Here is a 17935-nt window from a genome sequence, read left to right as displayed (position 1 = left end):
CCGTCACCATCCTCAGGTCCCCTGCTGGAATGCGTCCAATGCCTAGTTTTCGGTTGATCTATGCGTCAGAGACATTGATCTTCCGACTCGTCCGCAGCACGTGCTCACGGAAGTGGGCGGACGCCGGCGGCAGGCTGCGGTCGCGGACCCAGGCCAGCCCGATCTCGCGGGACGCGCGCACGTCCTTGAGCCGGATCGAGGGCGCGGCCGGGGACGCGCCGCCGCGCGGCTCGGGCAGCAGCGCGACACCGAGGCCCGCGGACACGAGGCCGCGCAGGGTCTCGACCTCCTCGCCCTCGAACCCGATCCTCGGCGCGAAGCCGACCTCGGCGCAGAGGTCCTCGGTGACCCTGCGCAGGCTGAAGCCCGGCTTGAGCACGATGAACTGCTCGTCCCGCACGTCGCGCAGGCGTGCGGTGCGCCGGTGCGCGAGCCGGTGGTCGGGCGGTACGACGAGCCGCAGCGGCTCGAGGAACAGCCGCCGGCTCTCGAGCTGTGCGAGCTCCGGCCGGTCGCCGGTGATGGCGAGGTCCACCGCGCCCCCGAGCAGGTCGTCGATCAGGCCCTCGTCGCCGTGCTGGCGCAGGTCGAAGCGCACCTGCGGCCGCCTGGCGCGGAACTCGCGGATCAGCTCGGGCACCAGCCAGGTGCCGAGCGTGTGCAGGAAGGCCACCGGCACGAAGCCGCCGTCCGGAGCGGTGATGTCCTGCACCGAGCGCACCCCGCGCTCGTAGGACTCGACGGTCTCCCGCGCGTGCACGGCCAGCTCGCGCCCCGCCGGCGTCAGCACCAGGCCGCGCCCGACCCGCTGGAAGAGCGGGGTGCCGACCTCGCGCTCGAGGCGGGCCAGTGCCCGCGACACGGCCGGCTGCGTGCGGTGCACCTGCTCGGCCGTCTCGGTCACGGTGCTGCCGTCGGCCACGGCAAGGAATGCACGAATCGTGTCCAGCTCCATGCACCCATGTTCTCAGTGCATGGGTGGTGGGGTGGGTCCGCGCCGAGGAGGACCCGACCCCTCGACCAGCTCCTCGAGGATCGCGGCCCGCAGCTCGGCCAGTCGGTCGCCGACGCCCGTGGCCCGGCCGGCCAGGTCGGCGCCCGCGACCGCCCGGTCCTCGGCCGTCATGTCGAGCAGGTCGAGGACGTCGTAGGGGTCCCAGCGGTCGTAGGCGATGCACTGGAACCGCGCGCCGGCCTTGGTGCGCCGCTGCGAGATGCCGACCAGCTTGCGGCCCTCGACGAGCACCTCGCCCGGACCGAGCGCCGCGAAGCAGACCAGCCGACCCCACGGCGTCTGCTCGAGACCACCGCGGTAGAGCTCGGAGGCGATCCCGAGGCGCGCCAGCGCCCGCTGCCACGCCTCGCCCAGCCAGTACACCGACTCGCGCACGTCGTCGCTCCACCGCTCGTGGTGCCGCGGGACGACCACGTCGATCCAGACCGAGCGGGCCGGGTCGACGTGGACGGCGCCGCCGCCGCTGCGCCGTCGTACGACGTCGATGCCGGCGGCCGCGGTCGCCGCCGCGGAGGCGGTGGTGTGGTCCTGGGCGCTGCCGAGGACCAGGGCCGGGGCCGAGGGCTCGAAGGACCACACCTCCGCGTCGGCGAGGTCGTCCGGGATCACCCGGGCGTGGAAGTCCGCGATCGAGCCGGTGACGTGGCGCAGCTGCACGCCTGGATTCTGCCCGAGGCCCACAGGAGCGGCGACGTAGAGTGGAGGCACTCGCCTCCGCGGCACACCCGGTGCGGTGCGGGCGCAACGAGAGGCGGCGCCATGGGTGCCCGCGACTTCACCTATCCCCACCGGCATCCCGACGCGCTCGGGCACCTGCGCCTGCAGGTCGCCGACGCCCCGCGCTTCGCCCTGGCCGACGGCATCTGGCTGCCGTACGGACGTGACCTGGTACGCGAGGGCGCCCACCTGGTCGACGAGTTCCCGGCGGAGAGGGGGCGTGTCGACCGGCTCGCCTACGCGCCGGACGACTGGGACGAGGTCGTGACGGAGCTCTTCACCCGCCACGGCCGGATCAAGGTCGGCCTCCTGCCCCGCGTCCGGGGCCGCGGCCTCGTGCTGGTGCGGCTGCTCGGCTCCGAGGTGCTGTGGATCAGGACGAGCTGGCCCGAACAGGCACCGATCGACGCAGCGACGAGGGCCGGACCACCAGGTCGGTGGTGAGGTCGTCGCGCACCGAGGGCGACCCCCCGGCCAACGTGGCGACGAGCGCGTCGACGGCGGCGCTGATGGTGTCGGCCGGCCGCAGCGAGACGGTGCTGACCGGCGGTGACGTCGACGCGTAGGTCGGGTCCTCGCTCGCCGTGACCACGAGGACGTCGTCGGGCACCCGGAGGCCGAGTGCGTCCGCGGCCGCGACGATGCCGCGCCCGCCGTCGTCGAGCAGGCTGTAGACGGCGTCGGCGCCGTCGCGGAGCAGCTGCTCGGCCTCGGCGCGACCGACCGGGTCGGTGCTCTCGGTGAGGGCGATCCGGGGCCGGTCCACCTGGGAGCGGTACGCCGCCAGGCAGTCGCGCGTGTAGTGGTCGGAGGTGTTCTGGGCCAGCAGGGCGATCCGTCGGGCACCCTGCTCGCGCAGGTGGGCGAGCACCACGGCCATCGTCGCGGCGTGGTCGTTGTCGACCCAGGAGTCGAGCGGGCCGAGCTCGTGCGGCCGGCCGTCGAAGGCGATCGGGATGCCGCGGGCCCGCAGCACCCGGGCCGCGGGGTCGCCCTCCGGGGAGTCGAGCAGCACCACGCCGTCGGCGGCCACGGCGTGCCAGCCGTCGGCGTCGAGGCTGGCGGGCAGCACGGTGAGCGCGTACCTGTGGGCGTGGGCGGCCGACGTGGCGGCGGCGACCATGTGGGCGTAGTAGGCGATCTCGGCGTAGTTCCAGGTCTGCTCGCCGAAGGTGGTGACCGCCAGCGCGAGGACGCCGGTGCGGCCGGTGCGCAGCGTGCGCCCGGCGGCGTTGGGGCGGTAGCCCATCGTCGCGGCCACCTCGCGCACGCGGGCCCGGGTCGCGGCCGAGGCCCGGCCGGTGTCGTTGAGGGCGTTGGACACGGTCGCGACCGACACCCCCGCGGCACGGGCGACGTCGAGGATCGTCGGCTTCATTTCGGGGAACCCCTTGTGGTTAATGGATTAATCACCCACGGTACTGCCCATGCCCGTCAGCACCACCGTCCCGGGGACGGTCTTCTCGCGCACGCCCGTCGCTCGCGCCGCCGTCGACCACGCGCTCGCCGGCGCACGGGACGCCTGCTTCTGGATCGACGACCTGACGCAGCGCCCGGCGCACCCGCCGCTGCGCAGGGCGATCGACACCGACCTGCTCGTGGTCGGCGGCGGCTACACCGGCCTGTGGACGGCGGTGGTCGCCAAGCAGCGCGAGCCCGGGCGCCGAGTCGTGCTGGTCGAGGCCGCGCGGATCGGCTGGGCGGCCTCCGGGCGCAACGGCGGGTTCTGCGCGGCCAGCATCACGCACGGCGAGGAGAACGGCCGGTCCCGCTGGCCCGAGCAGTACGACGAGCTGGAGCGGCTCGGGATCGCGAACCTGGACGCCATCGAGGCGACCGTCGGGCACTACGCCATGGACTGCGACTACGAGCGCACCGGCGAGCTGGACGTGGCGATCGCGCCGCACCAGGTCGAGGACCTGCGGGCCAGCGGCGCCGAGGTCATCGAGGCCGAGGAGCTGAGGCGGCTGGTCGCCAGCCCGACGTACCTCGCCGGTGCCTTCGACCCCGACGTCGCGCTGGTCCACCCGGCCAAGCTGGCCGGGGAGCTGGCCCGCGTCGCGGCCGGGCTCGGTGTCGAGATCTTCGAGGGCACCCGGGCCACCGGCATCGACGGCGACGGCAGGCAGGGGCCGGTCCGGGTCACCACCGAGGCCGGGATCGTCACCGCCCGCCGCGTCGCGCTGGCCACCAACGTCTTCCCGAGCCTGCTCGCGCGCTACCGGATGCACACGGTGCCGGTCTACGACTACGCCCTGATGACCGAGCCGCTCAGCGCCGAGCAGCTCGCCTCGATCGGCTGGGAGGGCCGCCAGGGCATCGGCGACATGGCCAACCAGTTCCACTACTACCGGCTCAGCCGCGACAACCGCATCCTGTGGGGCGGGTACGACGCGATCTACCACTACGGGCGCAAGGTCCGGGCGTCGTACGAGCGCCGCCCGGAGACCTACCGGCGCCTGGCCGGGCACTTCCTCACCACCTTCCCGCAGCTGGAGGGCCTGCGCTTCAGCCACCGCTGGGCCGGCGCGATCGACACCTCGACGCAGTTCTGCGCCTTCCACGGACGGGCCATGAACGGCCGGGTCGCCCACACCGCCGGTTTCACCGGCCTCGGGGTGGGGGCGTCCCGGTTCGCGGCCGAGGTGATGCTCGACCGCCTCGCCGGCCTCGACACCGAGCGCACCCGCCTGGACATGGTGCGCCGGATGCCGCTGCCGTTCCCGCCGGAGCCGATCGCCTCGATCGGCATCCAGGCCACCCGCTGGTCGCTCGACCGGGCCGATCACCGCGGCGGACGCCGCAACGCCTGGCTGCGCACCCTCGACGCACTCGGACTGGGGTTCGACTCGTGACGACATCCACCATCGCCGCCGCGGAGACCACCGCGGCCACCGTTCCCGTCATCTCGCTGCACGGCGTGGTCAAGGAGTTCGGCGACCACCGCGCGGTCGACGGCGTCGACCTCGACATCGCGCGCGGCGAGTTCCTCTCCCTGCTCGGCCCCTCCGGCTGCGGCAAGACCACGCTGCTGCGGATGATCGGTGGCTTCGAGGAGCCCGACGCCGGCGACATCCGGCTCGCCGGCGACTCCGTGGTCGGGGTGCCGCCGCACCGTCGCACCGTCAACACGGTCTTCCAGGCCTACGCCCTCTTCCCCCACATGAGCGTCGCGCAGAACGTCGCCTACGGCCTGCGCCAGCGTCGTACGCCGCGCGGCGAGATCGCCTCCCGGGTCAAGGAGGCGCTGCGGCTGGTCCGGATGGAGGAGTTCGCGGACCGCCAGCCCCGCAAGCTCTCCGGAGGCCAGCAGCAGCGGGTCGCGATCGCGCGCGCCATCGTCAACCGGCCCGACGTGCTGCTGCTCGACGAGCCGCTGTCGGCCCTCGACCGCCAGCTGCGCGAGCGGATGCAGGTCGAGCTCAAGCTGCTGCAGCGCGAGGTCGGCATCACCTTCGTCTTCGTCACCCACGACCAGGCCGAGGCGCTCGTGATGAGCGACCGGATCGTCGTGATGAACGCCGGCCGGATCGAGCAGGTCGGTACGCCGCAGGAGGTCTACCAGCGGCCCGGCAGTGCGTTCGTCGCGTCCTTCGTCGGCACCGAGAACTTCGCCGACGTGGTGCTCGGCCCCGACGGTGTGGCGGAGGGCTGCGGCGCCCGGTTCGCGGTGTCGCCCGACCAGGTGGCGCCCTACACGGCCGGGGACTCGCTGCGCCTCGCCCTGCGCGCCGAGTCGGTGCGGGTGAGCGCGGCCGAGCCCGCGCAGCCGGCCGACAAGGTCGCCGGCCGGCTCGCCGGCACCTCCTTCCTCGGCGGCGAGATCCAGTACGTCGTCATCGGTCCCGACGGCACCGAGCTGTTCGCTCGCACGCCCCTGCGCGACGCCGCGGACGTGCAGGCCGGCGACACGGTCTGGTGCTCCTGGGATCCCGAGGCGGTGCTGGTCTTCCCTGCAGGAGCCGGCTCGTGAGGGTCCTGGCACCGCGGGCGGCCGTACCCCGGCTGAGCCGGCGCGCCCTCCTCGGTGGCGCGAGCGTCGTCGGTCTCGGCGCACTCACCGGCTGCGGCGACCGCACCTACGCTCCGACCGCCGCCGTCGACGGTCGCAAGGAGAGCCGTCTCAACGTCTACTCGTGGGGCGACTACGACGATCCCGCGAACGTACGGCGGTTCCAGGACCGCGAGGGCGTCACCGTGCAGATGGACGCGTTCGCCTCCAACGAGGAGATGATCGCCAAGCTCGGCACGGCGCGCGGCACGAGCGGCTACGACATCGTCGTGCCGACCGGCAGCTACGTGCAGCAGATGATCGCCAACGGCATGCTCGCGAAGCTCGACCACGACAAGATCCCGAACCTCGCGCACCTCGAGGACAGCGTGCGCGGACGCAGCTGGGACCCGCACGACGAGTACGTCGTCGCGAAGACCATCGGCACCACCGGCTACGTCTACGACACCCGCCGGATCACCCGGCCGATGACGTCGTGGGCCGACTTCATCGCCGCGGCCCAGGCCGAGGCGAGGGGAGCCACGTCGGTGCTCGACGACCCCTGGGAGGTGTGCGCGATCCACCTCGCGGCCAACGGGCAGGACCTCAACACCACCGACCCCGACATCCTCGCCGCGGCGCGGGAGTTCCTCGTGAACGACCTGGCGCCGTGCATCCGCAACTTCAGCTCGGACCCGTCGCAGAACATCGTGCAGCGCGACTTCGCGCTGATGCAGGCCTACAACGGCGATGCGCGGCTCGGCATCGAGGAGGGCGACTACGAGCACTGGGAGTTCGTCTACCCGGCGCCGACCGCGAACCTCTGGATGGACACCTGGGCGATCGCCGCCGGCTGCCAGCACCCCGACAACGCGCATGCCTGGATCGACTTCATGCTCGACCCGGCCGTGGCCTACCGCGACGTCGAGTACATCGGCTACCCGACCGGCCTTCGCGGGCAGCGCGAGCTCGCCGAGAGCAGGGACCTCAGCCACGCCGGTCTGGTCTTCCCGCCCGACGACGTGATGGCGCGGTTGACGCCCGGACTGGTCACCGAGTCGCAGTCGACGCTGGTCGACATCCTCAACGAGGTCAAGGCGGTGGCAGGAGCATGACCACCCCGGGAACCTCGTCGCCTCCCCCGCTTCGCTCCTCCGGCCGAACCGCTTCCCGGGGACCCCGGACGAGGCGTGGCGCGGCCTGGCTGTCGTTCCCGATCTGGGCATGGCTGCTGTTCTTCGTGTTCATCCCGATCGGCCTGGTCGGCTGGTACAGCCTGGGCTACAAGCCGAGCCTGTTCACCCCGGTCGCCAACGACCGGCTCTCCCTCGACCGCTACGGCGAGGCGACCACCGGCACCTTCGTGCGCACCTTCTGGAACACCCTCGAGATCGCCGGCATCGGTACGACGCTGTGCGTGCTCGTCGCGGTGCCGTTCGCCTACTGGATGGCGGTCAAGGCGTCCCCGCGGATCCGTGGCCTGCTGGTCGCCCTGGTCCTGGTGCCCTACTGGACCAACTTCCTGGTCCGCACCATCGGCTGGCGGATCATCCTCGCGCCCCACGGCTTCCTGTCCGACCTGCTCCAGGACCTGCACCTGATCGACAGCCCACTCGCCGTGCTCTACACCCGCAGCGCCGTGCAGCTCGGGGTCGTCTACAACTACCTGCCGCTGATGATCCTGCCGCTGTACGTCGCCTTCGAGCGCACGGATCCCGCGCAGCGCGAGGCCTCCCGCGACCTCGGCGCCGGGCGGGTGCGCACGTTCTTCTCGGTGACGCTGCCCGACGCGCTGCCCGGTCTGGCGGCCGGCTGCCTGCTGGTGTTCATCCCGCTGATGGGCGACTACATCACGCCGTCGGTGCTGGGCGGTGCCCGCGGCAACATGGTCGGCCAGATGGTCGCGCAGCAGTTCTCCAGCGCCCAGGACTGGTCGCTCGGCGCGGCCATGGCGTTCGTCCTGATGGGCTTCATCCTGGTCGCCGCGCTCGCGGTCGTGCTCGTCTTCCTCGCCGGGCGGGCCGCGATCAGGTTCCACCGCCGCATCGACCTGGCAGGAGTGGCCTGATGACCGCCGCTGTCCGTCGTACCCGCCGCGATCCGGTGGACGCGCTCTTCTGGCTGCTGGGCCTGGCCGTCTTCGCGTTCCTCTTCGCGCCGATCCTGGTGATCGTCGTCTACTCCTTCAACGAGGGCCGGCTGCTCGCGTCGTGGGACGGCTTCGGGCTCAGCGCCTACAGCAAGGCGGTGCACGACCCGACCATCCGCGGCTCGGTCCAGGTCTCGCTGATGTCCGGCGTCCTCGCCACGGTCGTGGCGACCGCGCTCGGCACCGTCGGCGGCGTTGCCCTCGCCCGGTCCCGCAGCAGGTGGGCCCTGGTGCTGACGGCACTGCTCGCGATCACCCTGGTCACGCCGGAGATCGTGGACGCCGTCTCGATCCTCCCGTGGTTCGTCACCCTCGGCACCGACGCCCACCTGACCCTCTTCAACAACGGCCTGGTGCGGCTGGTCGTCGTGCACACGTCGGTGGCTCTCGCCACGGTCACCTTCATGGTGCGCGCGCGGATGTCCGGCATGGATCCCGCGATCGAGGAGGCGGCCGCCGACCTCTACGCCGCGCCCTGGAACCGGTTCCGCCAGGTGACGCTGCCGATGGCGCGGCCGAGCATCCTGGCCGGCGCCCTCATGGCGTTCACGCTGAGCCTGGACAACACGGTCGTGTCGTCCTTCGTCTCCCTGCCCGGCTCCACGTCGTGGCCGGTGCACCTGTTCGGCTCGCTGCGCACCGGGCTGCGGCCCGAGGTCGCCGCCGTGTCGACGGCGATGCTGCTGCTCACCCTCGGGTCCCTGGTCCTGGTCGCGATCGTGCTCCGGCGCGGTGGCGAGGGCGACCTCGCGAGCACCCTGGCGGCGTCGTGAGGAGCCGGGTCGTGGCGGCGACCACCGGCGCGCTGGAGGTCCCGCACGAGCCGGCCGGGGACGTCGTGTCCGGCACCCCGACCGTCGGCGTGGTCGAGCTCGGCACCTTCAAGGGCGTCGAGCTCGGCGTCTGGGAGATCACGCCCGGCGTGGTCCGCGACGTCGAGGCCGACGAGGTCTTCGTGGTGCTCGAGGGCGAGGGCACGGTGAGGTTCGAGAACGGGAGCGAGGTCGAGCTGGCACCGGGATCGATCGTGCGGCTGCACGAGGGCGAGCGCACCGAGTGGACGATCCGCACCCGCCTGCGCAAGGTGTACCTGGCGTAGCCGCCGGAGGGCCCTCAGCCCGCCACCGCGGCGCGTACGACGCCCGCCAGCTCGTCGCGCGTCAGGCCGCCGGGCACCCGCGGCTGCCACCCGTCGCGCAGCTGCGCGCGGATCTGCTCACGCACCGGCTCGAGGACGCTCGGCTGCGCGAACATCCCGAAGTACGGCCCGATCACCGGCATCCAGTCCGGGTGGTCGTGCGCCGCGTCGGCGATGACGTCCCAGCCGATCGGGCCGTCCGCGGTGAGCGGCTCGTGCCGCCAGCGGGCGTGCATGGTCGCGTCGACGGCGCAGTGGTCGTCGTACCAGGGGAGCAGCTCGGCCCGTGCCCACGCGTCCAGTGCTCCCGCCCACTCCTCGGCGGGGAGGGTGGCGACGGTGTCGGCGAGCTTGCCGGCGGCCGCCATGCCGAGGCTGAGGCCGCGCGCCGCCATCGGGTTGGTGACGAGGAGCGCGTCGCCGATGGCGAGCAGGCCGGTCACGTCGGTGGGCTGGCGGTGGAAGCGGTTGACGAGACCGGCGCCGGCACGCACCGGCCCGATCGGCTCGGCGCGCTCGGCAGCGGTCCAGGTGGCGATGCCGGGGAGCAGCGCCGAGGCGGCGGTGTGGGCTGCCTCCTCGCGCAGCAGCGCGAGCTCGTGGTCGTCGGTGCTGCGGACGACGAGGGTCTGGAACGTGCCGCCGTCCTGGACGAAGACCATCTCCATGAAGCCGTCGTGGGGGATCGCGAGACCGGGGCCGGGCTCGATCGGTCCGGGCTCGGCGCCGGGCAGCAGCCGGTACTCCCGGGCGACGTAGGCGAACGGCGCTGCCGTCTCCTGCGCCTCCGGACGCAGCTCGTGGCCGAGGCGACCGGCCTTGCCGGAGGCGTCGACGACGAGGTCGGCGCTCACCGGCTCCCCGTCGACGACGACACCGGTGACCCGGTCGCCGTCACGGACCAGGCCGTCGGCGTGGCCGGTGCGGCGCGTGATCCCGGGCTCGCGGTCGGCGCACGCCCACAGCACCCGCTCCATCGTGCACCGGCGCAGGTGCAGGCCGGCCGTGAACGGGGGCGCTCCGCGCGGTACGGCGCCGTAGGCCGCCCCGGCGTCGAGCAGCGCCTGGTGGACGTCGGGCAGGCGGGACTCGAGGAACAGCCGCCCCGGACCGCGCAGTCCCTGCGGCAGGAGGAATTGCATCACGCCGACCCGGTCCCAGGTCCCGTCCGTGCCCGGCCCCGCGTCGCGGTCGACCAGCGTCACGTCGTGACCGGCTCGGGCCAGCAGGAGTGCCGCCGTCGTGCCCGACGGGCCGGCGCCCACGATCGTCGTCCTCATGGCCTGCCCCCTGTATTGTGGTGACCCGAGACGTATTCGTTACATCGAGAGTAACTTCAATGACTGAGACCGGCAAGAGGTCCTACACGTCCGACCTGCGCGCCGAGCAGGCGCGCGCCACCCGGCGGCGGATCGTCGCGGCCGCCGCCGAGCTGTTCGCCGCTCGCGGGTACGCCGCGACCACGATCGACGACGTCGCTCGGGCTGCCGGGGTCAGCCGCAAGACCGTCTTCACCTCGGTCGGCGGCAAGGTCGTCCTGGTCAAGCTCGCCTTCGACTGGGCCGTCGCCGGCGACGACGAGGACGTGCCGATGGCAGAGCGGCCGGTGATCCAGCGGCTGCGTGCCTCGACCGACCCGGTCGAGGTCGTCGACGGTTACGCCGTCCACCTCGCCGAGACGATGCCACGGGTCGCGCCGATCGCCCTGGCCATCGAGGCCGCCGCCGCCTCGGGCGACGCGGACGCCGTCGCGCTGCTCGCGCAGGTGCGGCAGCAGCGGCTCTTCGGCATGACGATGATGGCCCGGCAGCTGCACGACCTGCGGGGCCTGCGCCGTGGGCTCGGCGTACCTGCCGCGGCGGACCTGCTGTGGGCGATGACCGACCCGGCGCCGTACGACCTGCTGGTGCGACAGCGCGGCTGGACCCCGAGGAGGTACGCCGACTGGCTCGCCCGGGCGATCGGGGCCAGTGTCCTTCGCCCGGAACTCGTGGACGGGTGACGGTCGTCACCCGATCGGCAGGTAGCCTCCGGTCGTGCCCCAGATCGTCGTCCTGACCGGTGCCGGCATCTCCGCCGAGAGCGGGGTGCCGACCTTCCGTGACGCCGACGGGCTCTGGGAGGGCCACCGGGTCGAGGACGTCGCGACGCCGGAGGGCTTCGAGCGTGACCGCGCCACCGTGCAGCGCTTCTACGACGAGCGACGTGCCGCACTGGCGAGCGTCGAGCCGAACGCCGCGCACCGCGCCCTGGCCGAGCTCGAGGAGACCCTCGGCACCGGCCTCCTCGTCGTCACCCAGAACATCGACGACCTGCACGAGCGCGCCGGCTCGCGCAACGTGATCCACATGCACGGCGAGCTGCTCAAGGCACTGTGCCGCTCCTGCGGTGTCGCCTCCCCGTGGACCGGCACCCTGCTCGACGAGCCGGCCTGCCCCGGCTGCGGCGCCCACGAGCTGCGCCCCGACGTCGTGTGGTTCGGCGAGGTCCCCTACGAGATGGACCGGATCGCCGACGCCCTCTCCGAGGCCAGCATCTTCGTGTCCATCGGCACCTCGGGCGCGGTCTACCCGGCTGCCGGCTTCGTCCAGCACGCCCGCCGTCACGGTGCCCGCACCCTCGAGCTCAACCTCGAGCCCAGCGAGGGCAGCCACTTCTTCCACGAGTCCCGGCAGGGCCGGGCCGGTGACCTCGTGCCGCTGTGGGCGCGCGAGGTGCTCTGGACCTGATCGACCCGTCGCAAAGTGGCTCCCCAAACCCGCTGACCCGTCGCGAAGCGGCCTCGCACGAGGTTACTTTGCGACGGGTCGGCTGAAATCGGCAGCCACTTTGAGCCGGGTCGGCGGTCAGGGGCGGGCCAGCTCCTCGTCCAGGATCTTCGTGATCCGCTCCCGCTCGTGGTGCAGGCCGAGGGGGCCGAGCCAGTCGAGCACGGTCGCACGGAAGAGCTGCCCGGACTCGATGACCCGCGGGTCGCAGTGGCCGGTGGACTCGAGGGTGACCACGCCGTAGAGCGCCGACCAGGCGCGCATGTAGACCCACAGCAGCCCCCGCTGCTCGGGTGGGATGTGGTCGGCCTTGGCCGGGATCAGCGGGTCGAGGACCGAAGCGCGGATGACCGGGTCGAGGTCGTCGAGGGCCGGGTAGGGGTACTGGTAGATCTCCCAGATCTGCCAGAGCAGGTCGGTGAAGTAGTGGCCCGACGTCGACAGGGTGAGCAGGTCGCGACGCTCGGTGTCGGCCTCGGCGACCGGGTTGGCGAACACGAGGGCGAACTCCCGCGGCTTCGCCAGTGCCCACTGCCGGAACCGGGCGCACGCCACCGCCAGGCGGGCAGCGGGGTCGTCCTCCGGGAACCGGTCGGCCGCCTCGGCCCACTCGGCGGTCGCCGCCTTGTCGAGCTCGAAGGCCACCAGGTCGACGAGCTGCTGGTAGCTGGCGACGTAGCGGTACAGCGCCGGTGCCGTCATCCCCATCCTCGCGGCGACCGCGCGCAGCGACAGGTCCGCGCCCTCGTCGAGCAGGCGAGCGGCGACCTCGACGATCTCGTCGTACGTCGCCTCGCGCTGACGTTCCCTGCGGGTGGCTGGTGCGCGGAGGTGCGGCACAGGACTCCTCGAGATGGCCCGGGTCGGCCGGGGTGAACACTTGACGACCAGAGTTTACACCGTTTACGGTTAACGGCGTTCACGAAACTGACAGAGGTTCACTCGGGCCGTCGGGGAGGAGTCGACATGATCGAGCGATGGGGTGCCCTGGTCGTGCGCCGGGCGGTCGCGGTGCTGCTGGTCGGGCTCGGGGTGACCGCCCTCGCCGCGATCGCCGGTGTCGGGCTGGAGGACAAGCTCTCGGCGGGCGGCTTCGACGACCCCGGCACCGAGTCGGCCCGCGAGCTGGCGCTCGAGCGCTCGACCTTCGGCAACCGGTCGATCGACGCCATCGTGATCTTCTCCAGCGACGACGAGGAGGCCTCCGCCCCGGAGTTCCGGGCCGAGGTCGAGCGCACCGTCGCCACGATCCCGCAGGACAGCGTGGTCTCCGTGCTCACCTGGTATGACGTCCAGGACCCGGCGATGGTCAGCAAGGACGGACACGCCACCGCGGTCTACGTCTCCCTCGCCGGTGAGAGCCAGAACGACTTCATCGACTCCTTCGACGAGATGCGTCCCGCCGTCGAGAAGAGCTCGCTGCACACCGAGCTCGCCGGGCCCTACGCCGTGTACACCGACGTCAACGAGGAGACGAAGTCCGACCTGCTCCGCGCCGAGCTGGTGTCGATGCCGATCGTGCTCGTCTTGTCGCTGATCATCTTCCGCAGCGTCGTCGCGGCGCTGATGCCGCTGCTGGTCGGCCTGGTGGCGGTGCTCGGCGCCCGCGCCACCATCGCCGGGCTCAACCACCTGGTCGACGTGTCGATCTTCGCGCCCAACATCATCACCCTGCTGGGGCTCGGCCTGGCGATCGACTACGCCCTCTTCGTGGTCTCGCGGTTCCGCGAGGAGATCGCCCGCGACCCCGACGACACGCGGGGCGCCGTCGTCCGCACCATGGCCACCGCCGGTCGCACGGTCGCGTTCTCGGCGCTGACCGTCGCGGCAGCGATGAGCTCGCTGCTGGTCTTCCCGCAGACCTTCCTCAAGTCGATCGGCTACGGCGGCATCGCGGCCGTTCTCATCGCGATGGTCGCCGCGCTCACCGTGCTGCCGGCCGTGCTGGCGCTGCTCGGCACCCGGATCGACGCGATCCGGATCCCCTTCCTGCAGCGATCCACCCCCGTCGAGACCGGTCACGGTGCCTGGGCCCGGCTGGCCCGCGCCGTGATGCGGCGCCCGGTCGTGGTCGCCACGGCCGTCGTGGTGGTCCTGCTCGCGGTCGCCTCGCCCTTCCTCGGTGTGAAGTGGGGCAGCGTCGACTATCGCGTGCTGCCGTCGGACACCCCGTCCCACCGGGCCTCCGAGCGGCTCAACAGCGACTTCGGCCCCGAGCGCTCGACCGCCAACATCCTCGTGCGCGGTGCCGACCAGGCCGGCGTTGCGGCCTACGAGAAGGCCCTGGGCGAGGTCGACGGGGTCGTCGACGTCCGACCGGTGGCCACCGAGGGCGACACCACGCTCCTGCGGGCCGCCTGGGAGGGCAACAGCCAGACGGACCACTCCCAGCAGGTGGTCCGCGACCTGCGCGCGGTGGCCGCGCCCGACGGCTCCGAGGCCCTCGTGGGTGGCCTGACCGCCGACACCGTCGACCTGGCGGGCTCGGTCGGCGACCACCTGCCGTTGATGGGCCTGATCGTCGTCGGCGTGATGCTGGTGCTGCTGTTCCTGGCGTTCGGCTCGGTCGTGCTGCCGCTGAAGGCCGTGCTGATGAACGGCTTCTCGATCACCGCGTCGTTCGGCGTCGTGACCTGGATCTTCAGCGACGGTCACCTCGCCGACCTGCTCGGCTTCACGCCCCAGGGATTCCTCGACCTGACCAACCCGATCGTGATGCTGGCGGTCCTGTTCGGCCTGTCGATGGACTACGAGGTGTTCCTCCTCTCGCGGGTGCGCGAGCAGTGGGACGCGACCGGTGACAACGACCTCGCCGTGCAGACCGGCGTGCAGAAGACGGGCCGGATCATCACCAGCGCCGCGCTCCTGCTCGCCGTCGTGATCGGCGCCTTCAGCCTCAGCGGCGTCGTGTTCATGAAGATGCTCGGCCTCGGCATGCTGGTCGCGATCCTGGTCGACGCGACGGTCGTCCGGGCGCTCCTCGTGCCGGCGACGATGAAGCTCCTCGGGCGCTGGAACTGGTGGGCCCCGGGCCCGCTCGCCCGGTGGTGGGAGCGGCACGGCTTCCGCGAGGGTGGCCAGGCACCCACCCGTGCGGCTGCCCAGCACGACGAGGTGCTGGTCTAGACCTGAGCGTGCGTACGGGCCTGTACGGGGAAGTCCGGACAGGCTCGTACGCGGACAACGGCGGATTTCGGGCACGCCGGGTCGGGCCGCCGCGAATAATCGCGCCCATGACGTCGGGGGGCCGGGTGATCAGGGTGGGTGCGATCGACAACCACCCCGTGGTGCTGCTGGGGCTCGGCGCAGCCTTCGCCGAGACCGCACCCGACATGCGGCTGGTGGCGATCGCGGGATCGGCCGAGGAGCTCCTGGCGCGAGCCCCCGACGGGCTCGACGTCGTCCTGCTCGACATGCGGATCCCCGGGCAGCCGGCAGCCGACGAGACGGTGGCGACCTTGGTGGCCCACGGGCTGGTGGTGGTGCTGTTCACCGCCGAGGAGCGGCCGGTGCCGGTACGCCGTGCGATCGACGCGGGTGCAGCGGGACTGATCCTCAAGGTGGACCCGGTCGAGTCGATCGCCCAGTCCATCCGCGACGCGGTGGCGGGCGACCTGGCCTGCTCGAGCCAGCTGGCGACGATGCTGCTGTCCGACGAGGACGTCGGCGCCCGACTCTCGCCGCGGCAGATCGAGATCCTGCGTGCGGTCAGCGCCGGCCTGCCCTACCGCCTGGTCGCCCGCCAGCTCGGGATCGGCGAGGTCACCGTGCGCGAGCACCTCGCCCGCGCCGCCAAGGCCTACCGCGAGGGTGGGGTCGAGACGGGCAACGTGCACGGCCTGATCAGCCGGGCACGGGCCGACGGGCACCTGGACGGCTGAAGCGGGATCCACCGGGGGCTGCCTGCGTCGCGGTCACGCCACGGGGGTGACACCCGCCGTGCCGCCCCCCGGCGGGTCCAGGCTGAGCGCCTCGACCTCGAGCTCCCCGGGCGGCCCGGTCAGCAGCGTCGCGTCGGGGTCCAAGGTCGCCACCCAGGTCCGGGGCAACGCGGCCGTGAGGGCGTCGGCGGCGGCGACCGGAACCGCGGGTACGACGACCAGGCTGGTCTGCAGGGCCGTGCCGGAGAGCGTCACCCGGCCGGGGGCGAGGGCCCGCAGCACGGCGACCGCGCTGGCCAGGGTCGCGCTCGTGGCCAGGTCCTGGTGGAGGGTGACGACGACGTGGGTGCCGGTCCGGCGCAGCTGGTGCAGCTCCTCGCGCAGCGCCAGGTGGGTCGGGCCGGGGAGGTAGAGGCAGTCGCGCACGGAGTGGGCCAGCACGGCGGCACCGGCCGCGGTCTCGGTGCAGGTCGGTCTGGCGAGGGTGCGCTCGACCTCGGGCAGCAGCGGGCCGAGGAGGCTGCGGGCGGCGTCGCCGCGGTCTCGTACGGGGCTGGTGCTGATGCCGGCGAGGACCAGGCCGGCGCGACGGCACACGCCGATGATCACGGCGACGAAGAAGGTGTTGAGCGGCTGGACGAAGAGCAGGTGCGGGAGGTCCGGCGCCGCAACGCCCGCCTGGAGGGCGACCACCGTGATCGCGATCCCGTTGGGCACGAGGAGCAGGGCGACCACCCGCAGCGAGGCGGTCCAGGCGAGCACCATCGCCGGCAGCGCGGTGAACTCCACGATCCACGACTCCAGCCCGCCGAGGCCACCGGCCGGGACGGTGGGAAGCACGAGGGTGAGCACCGCGGCAGGGACCAGGCCGCCGACGACGAGGGTGGCGGCCGACACGGGGCCGCGGTCGATGCGTCGCGCGAGACCGGCGGCCAGGACCGCGACGACCGCGGCACCGGCCCAGGTCGCTGGTTGGCGCACGCCGTCGAACGCGAGCAGGAGCCCGGAGACGGCGTACCCGGCCATCAGGACCCCGCACATCCGCAGCGCCGCCTGCCCGGGCTGACCGACGGCCGCCCGGGCGAAGGTGTCGGTGTCGGCGGAGAGGCCGAGGAGCCGGGCGACCCGGTGGGCGTGCCAGTCCAGGGTGACGATCGTGCCGGCGCCGGGGGTGCTCGTGACCAGCGCGGTACCGCCCGCAGCCTCGACCCGTCCGGTGACCGCCACGCGGAGGCCCACGCCCGGCGTGACCACGAAGCCCACGCCGGCGTCCTCGACGGTGAGCCGGACCCGGCCCGGTCGCTGCGTGAGGGTGATCGTCGCCCGGTGCCCGCCGCTGTGCCGGGCCACGTTGCGCAGGGCCTCCCGGACGGCGCCGACGAGGGCGTCGCGCACGTCCTCGGGTACGGCGGTCCGCCGGCCCCGCACGACCAGGAGGACGTCGAGTCCGCTGCTGTCCGCCGCGGCCCGGACCTGCTCGGCCAGCTGTGCCCGCGACCAGGTCGGCGTCCGGGTGCTGAGCCCGTCCAGCGCGTCGGCCGCCGCGGCCAGGGTGGGCTCGGCGCGGGGCAGGCTCGCGACGGAGAGCAGCGCCGGGACCAGGTCGTCGTGCACGAACGCGGTCGCCTCGACCCCGGCCCGGTCGTCCTCGGCGGCCTGGCGGGCACCCTCCGCGCGCAGCGCCTCCTCGGCGCGCGCGGACGTGCGTCGCATCAGGCCGACGAGCACGAACACCGCGAGCACGGTGCCGGTGATGAACGCTGCCTCCTGCACGCCGTAGTACAGCGACACGGCGGTGCGGCCGGTCTCCCAGCGCAGCAGGACGTACAGGCCGGCCACCGTGAGGATCGTCGCGGCCGGCAGCCGGGCGGCCACCACGAGCAGCATCGGCTCGACGAGGTGGATGATCGGCGAGTCGGCCGCGCCCGCGAGCGGGACCGTGCCCTGGTGCAGCAGGGCGCCGGCGACCATCGCGAGCGTGCACAGCACCACGTCCACTCGGCCGGGCCGACCGAGCACGCAGCGCACGCCGGCGGTGCCCACGCACGCGACCACGGCCAGGGAGAGCAGGACGTCGCGGGCGTCGTACGACGTCCGCGCGGTCAGGGCCGAGGCGAACACCGTCGTCTTGGCGAGGATGACGACGCCGATGGCGATGTGGAGTCCCCGTTCGACCGACGCGGCGAAGTCGCGCGTCGCCATCGGGGTCCCCGTCACGCCCCGATGCTAGGTGCGGCGCCGATCGTCCGCAGTGCGTCCGGCGTCCTCGCTTTCGT

At 72.9% G+C, this 17935-nt stretch carries 17 protein-coding genes; 11 read left to right on the top strand and 6 right to left on the bottom strand.

Annotated features, from left to right (window positions below; translation table 11 throughout):
- Positions 1-58 precede the first annotated feature (58 nt).
- The gene (locus BJ958_RS17360; RefSeq protein ID WP_179728166.1) at positions 59-955 is read right to left on the bottom strand and encodes a LysR family transcriptional regulator; all 897 of its coding nucleotides are present in this window, start codon (positions 953-955) and stop codon (positions 59-61) included.
- Between the two features lie 12 nt (positions 956-967).
- Positions 968-1672 (bottom strand): lipoate--protein ligase family protein, encoded by a 705-nt coding sequence (locus BJ958_RS17355; RefSeq protein ID WP_179728165.1) that lies wholly within the window; start codon positions 1670-1672, stop codon positions 968-970.
- 102 nt (positions 1673-1774) lie between these two features.
- On the opposite strand from BJ958_RS17355, the gene BJ958_RS17350 reads away from it, so the two are divergent.
- Positions 1775-2176, top strand: coding sequence for a DUF5994 family protein (locus BJ958_RS17350; protein WP_179728164.1), 402 nt, complete (start codon positions 1775-1777; stop codon positions 2174-2176).
- Here BJ958_RS17350 and BJ958_RS17345 read toward each other — a convergent pair.
- Positions 2106-3110: a LacI family DNA-binding transcriptional regulator gene (locus BJ958_RS17345; RefSeq protein WP_179728163.1), complete on the bottom strand. Its 1005-nt coding sequence runs from the start codon at positions 3108-3110 to the stop codon at positions 2106-2108. The two genes, BJ958_RS17350 and BJ958_RS17345, sit on opposite strands and share 71 nt — an antisense overlap.
- 49 nt (positions 3111-3159) lie before the next feature.
- Between BJ958_RS17345 and BJ958_RS17340 the strand changes: the two genes are divergently transcribed.
- The 6 genes from BJ958_RS17340 to BJ958_RS17315 all read left to right on the top strand — a co-directional run bounded on the left by BJ958_RS17340 (position 3160) and on the right by BJ958_RS17315 (position 8971).
- Positions 3160-4587: an NAD(P)/FAD-dependent oxidoreductase gene (locus tag BJ958_RS17340; RefSeq protein ID WP_179728162.1), complete on the top strand. Its 1428-nt coding sequence runs from the start codon at positions 3160-3162 to the stop codon at positions 4585-4587.
- On the top strand, positions 4584-5705 hold the full coding sequence (locus BJ958_RS17335) for an ABC transporter ATP-binding protein (RefSeq protein ID WP_343052718.1): 1122 nt from the start codon (positions 4584-4586) through the stop codon (positions 5703-5705). Before BJ958_RS17340 ends, BJ958_RS17335 begins: the two co-directional genes overlap by 4 nt.
- Positions 5702-6838 (top strand): extracellular solute-binding protein, encoded by a 1137-nt coding sequence (locus tag BJ958_RS17330; protein ID WP_179728161.1) that lies wholly within the window; start codon positions 5702-5704, stop codon positions 6836-6838. The genes BJ958_RS17335 and BJ958_RS17330 overlap by 4 nt, the downstream gene beginning before the upstream one ends.
- 125 nt (positions 6839-6963) lie before the next feature.
- Positions 6964-7791 carry an ABC transporter permease subunit gene (locus tag BJ958_RS28660; protein WP_218865826.1) on the top strand — a complete coding sequence of 276 codons (828 nt, stop codon included), beginning with the start codon at positions 6964-6966 and terminating at the stop codon, positions 7789-7791.
- A complete protein-coding gene (locus BJ958_RS17320; protein ID WP_179728159.1) occupies positions 7791-8645 on the top strand; it encodes an ABC transporter permease in 855 nt (284 codons plus the stop codon). The genes BJ958_RS28660 and BJ958_RS17320 overlap by 1 nt, the downstream gene beginning before the upstream one ends.
- Positions 8646-8656: 11 nt before the next feature.
- Positions 8657-8971, top strand: a complete 315-nt coding sequence (locus tag BJ958_RS17315; RefSeq protein ID WP_343052717.1) for a cupin domain-containing protein — start codon at positions 8657-8659, stop codon at positions 8969-8971.
- 14 nt (positions 8972-8985) lie between these two features.
- Here the strand turns inward: BJ958_RS17315 and BJ958_RS17310 are convergent, their stop codons facing one another.
- Positions 8986-10290 carry an FAD-dependent oxidoreductase gene (locus BJ958_RS17310; protein ID WP_179728157.1) on the bottom strand — a complete coding sequence of 435 codons (1305 nt, stop codon included), beginning with the start codon at positions 10288-10290 and terminating at the stop codon, positions 8986-8988.
- Positions 10291-10349: 59 nt separating this feature from the next.
- Between BJ958_RS17310 and BJ958_RS17305 the strand changes: the two genes are divergently transcribed.
- Both BJ958_RS17305 and BJ958_RS17300 read left to right on the top strand, forming a co-directional pair.
- Positions 10350-11012, top strand: a complete 663-nt coding sequence (locus tag BJ958_RS17305) for a TetR/AcrR family transcriptional regulator (protein ID WP_179728156.1) — start codon at positions 10350-10352, stop codon at positions 11010-11012.
- Between the two features lie 34 nt (positions 11013-11046).
- On the top strand, positions 11047-11739 hold the full coding sequence (locus tag BJ958_RS17300) for a Sir2 family NAD-dependent protein deacetylase (protein ID WP_179728155.1): 693 nt from the start codon (positions 11047-11049) through the stop codon (positions 11737-11739).
- Between the two features lie 117 nt (positions 11740-11856).
- Here the strand turns inward: BJ958_RS17300 and BJ958_RS17295 are convergent, their stop codons facing one another.
- Positions 11857-12618, bottom strand: coding sequence for a WHG domain-containing protein (locus tag BJ958_RS17295; RefSeq protein WP_179728154.1), 762 nt, complete (start codon positions 12616-12618; stop codon positions 11857-11859).
- Between the two features lie 126 nt (positions 12619-12744).
- Here BJ958_RS17295 and BJ958_RS17290 point away from each other — a divergent pair, with 126 nt between their 5' ends.
- Together BJ958_RS17290 and BJ958_RS17285 are read left to right on the top strand one after the other, a co-directional pair.
- Positions 12745-14904 carry an MMPL family transporter gene (locus tag BJ958_RS17290; RefSeq protein WP_179728153.1) on the top strand — a complete coding sequence of 720 codons (2160 nt, stop codon included), beginning with the start codon at positions 12745-12747 and terminating at the stop codon, positions 14902-14904.
- Positions 14905-15011: 107 nt separating this feature from the next.
- Positions 15012-15659: a response regulator gene (locus BJ958_RS17285; protein WP_179728152.1), complete on the top strand. Its 648-nt coding sequence runs from the start codon at positions 15012-15014 to the stop codon at positions 15657-15659.
- 33 nt (positions 15660-15692) lie between these two features.
- Here the strand turns inward: BJ958_RS17285 and BJ958_RS17280 are convergent, their stop codons facing one another.
- The gene (locus BJ958_RS17280) at positions 15693-17876 is read right to left on the bottom strand and encodes an ATP-binding protein (RefSeq protein ID WP_179728151.1); all 2184 of its coding nucleotides are present in this window, start codon (positions 17874-17876) and stop codon (positions 15693-15695) included.
- Between the last annotated feature and the right edge of the window lie 59 nt (positions 17877-17935).

Origin of the sequence: Nocardioides kongjuensis (assembly GCF_013409625.1) — a bacterium.
Classification (GTDB): Bacteria; Actinomycetota; Actinomycetes; order Propionibacteriales; family Nocardioidaceae; genus Nocardioides; species Nocardioides kongjuensis.
Note: the sequence above shows the minus strand (reverse complement) of the source record. Positions and strands in the feature narration are given on the sequence as shown.

Bases quoted from the DNA above. Each gene is read 5' to 3' on its own strand.
- BJ958_RS17305 (WP_179728156.1), top strand. From the start codon at position 10,350: ATGACTGAGACCGGCAAGAGGTCCTACACGTCCGACCTGCGCGCCGAG.
- BJ958_RS17340 (WP_179728162.1), top strand. From the start codon at position 3,160: ATGCCCGTCAGCACCACCGTCCCGGGGACGGTCTTCTCGCGCACGCCC.
- BJ958_RS17310 (WP_179728157.1), bottom strand. From the start codon at position 10,290: ATGAGGACGACGATCGTGGGCGCCGGCCCGTCGGGCACGACGGCGGCA.
- BJ958_RS17350 (WP_179728164.1), top strand. From the start codon at position 1,775: ATGGGTGCCCGCGACTTCACCTATCCCCACCGGCATCCCGACGCGCTC.
- BJ958_RS17360 (WP_179728166.1), bottom strand. From the start codon at position 955: ATGGAGCTGGACACGATTCGTGCATTCCTTGCCGTGGCCGACGGCAGC.
- BJ958_RS17290 (WP_179728153.1), top strand. From the start codon at position 12,745: ATGATCGAGCGATGGGGTGCCCTGGTCGTGCGCCGGGCGGTCGCGGTG.
- BJ958_RS17285 (WP_179728152.1), top strand. From the start codon at position 15,012: ATGACGTCGGGGGGCCGGGTGATCAGGGTGGGTGCGATCGACAACCAC.
- BJ958_RS17320 (WP_179728159.1), top strand. From the start codon at position 7,791: ATGACCGCCGCTGTCCGTCGTACCCGCCGCGATCCGGTGGACGCGCTC.
- BJ958_RS17345 (WP_179728163.1), bottom strand. From the start codon at position 3,110: ATGAAGCCGACGATCCTCGACGTCGCCCGTGCCGCGGGGGTGTCGGTC.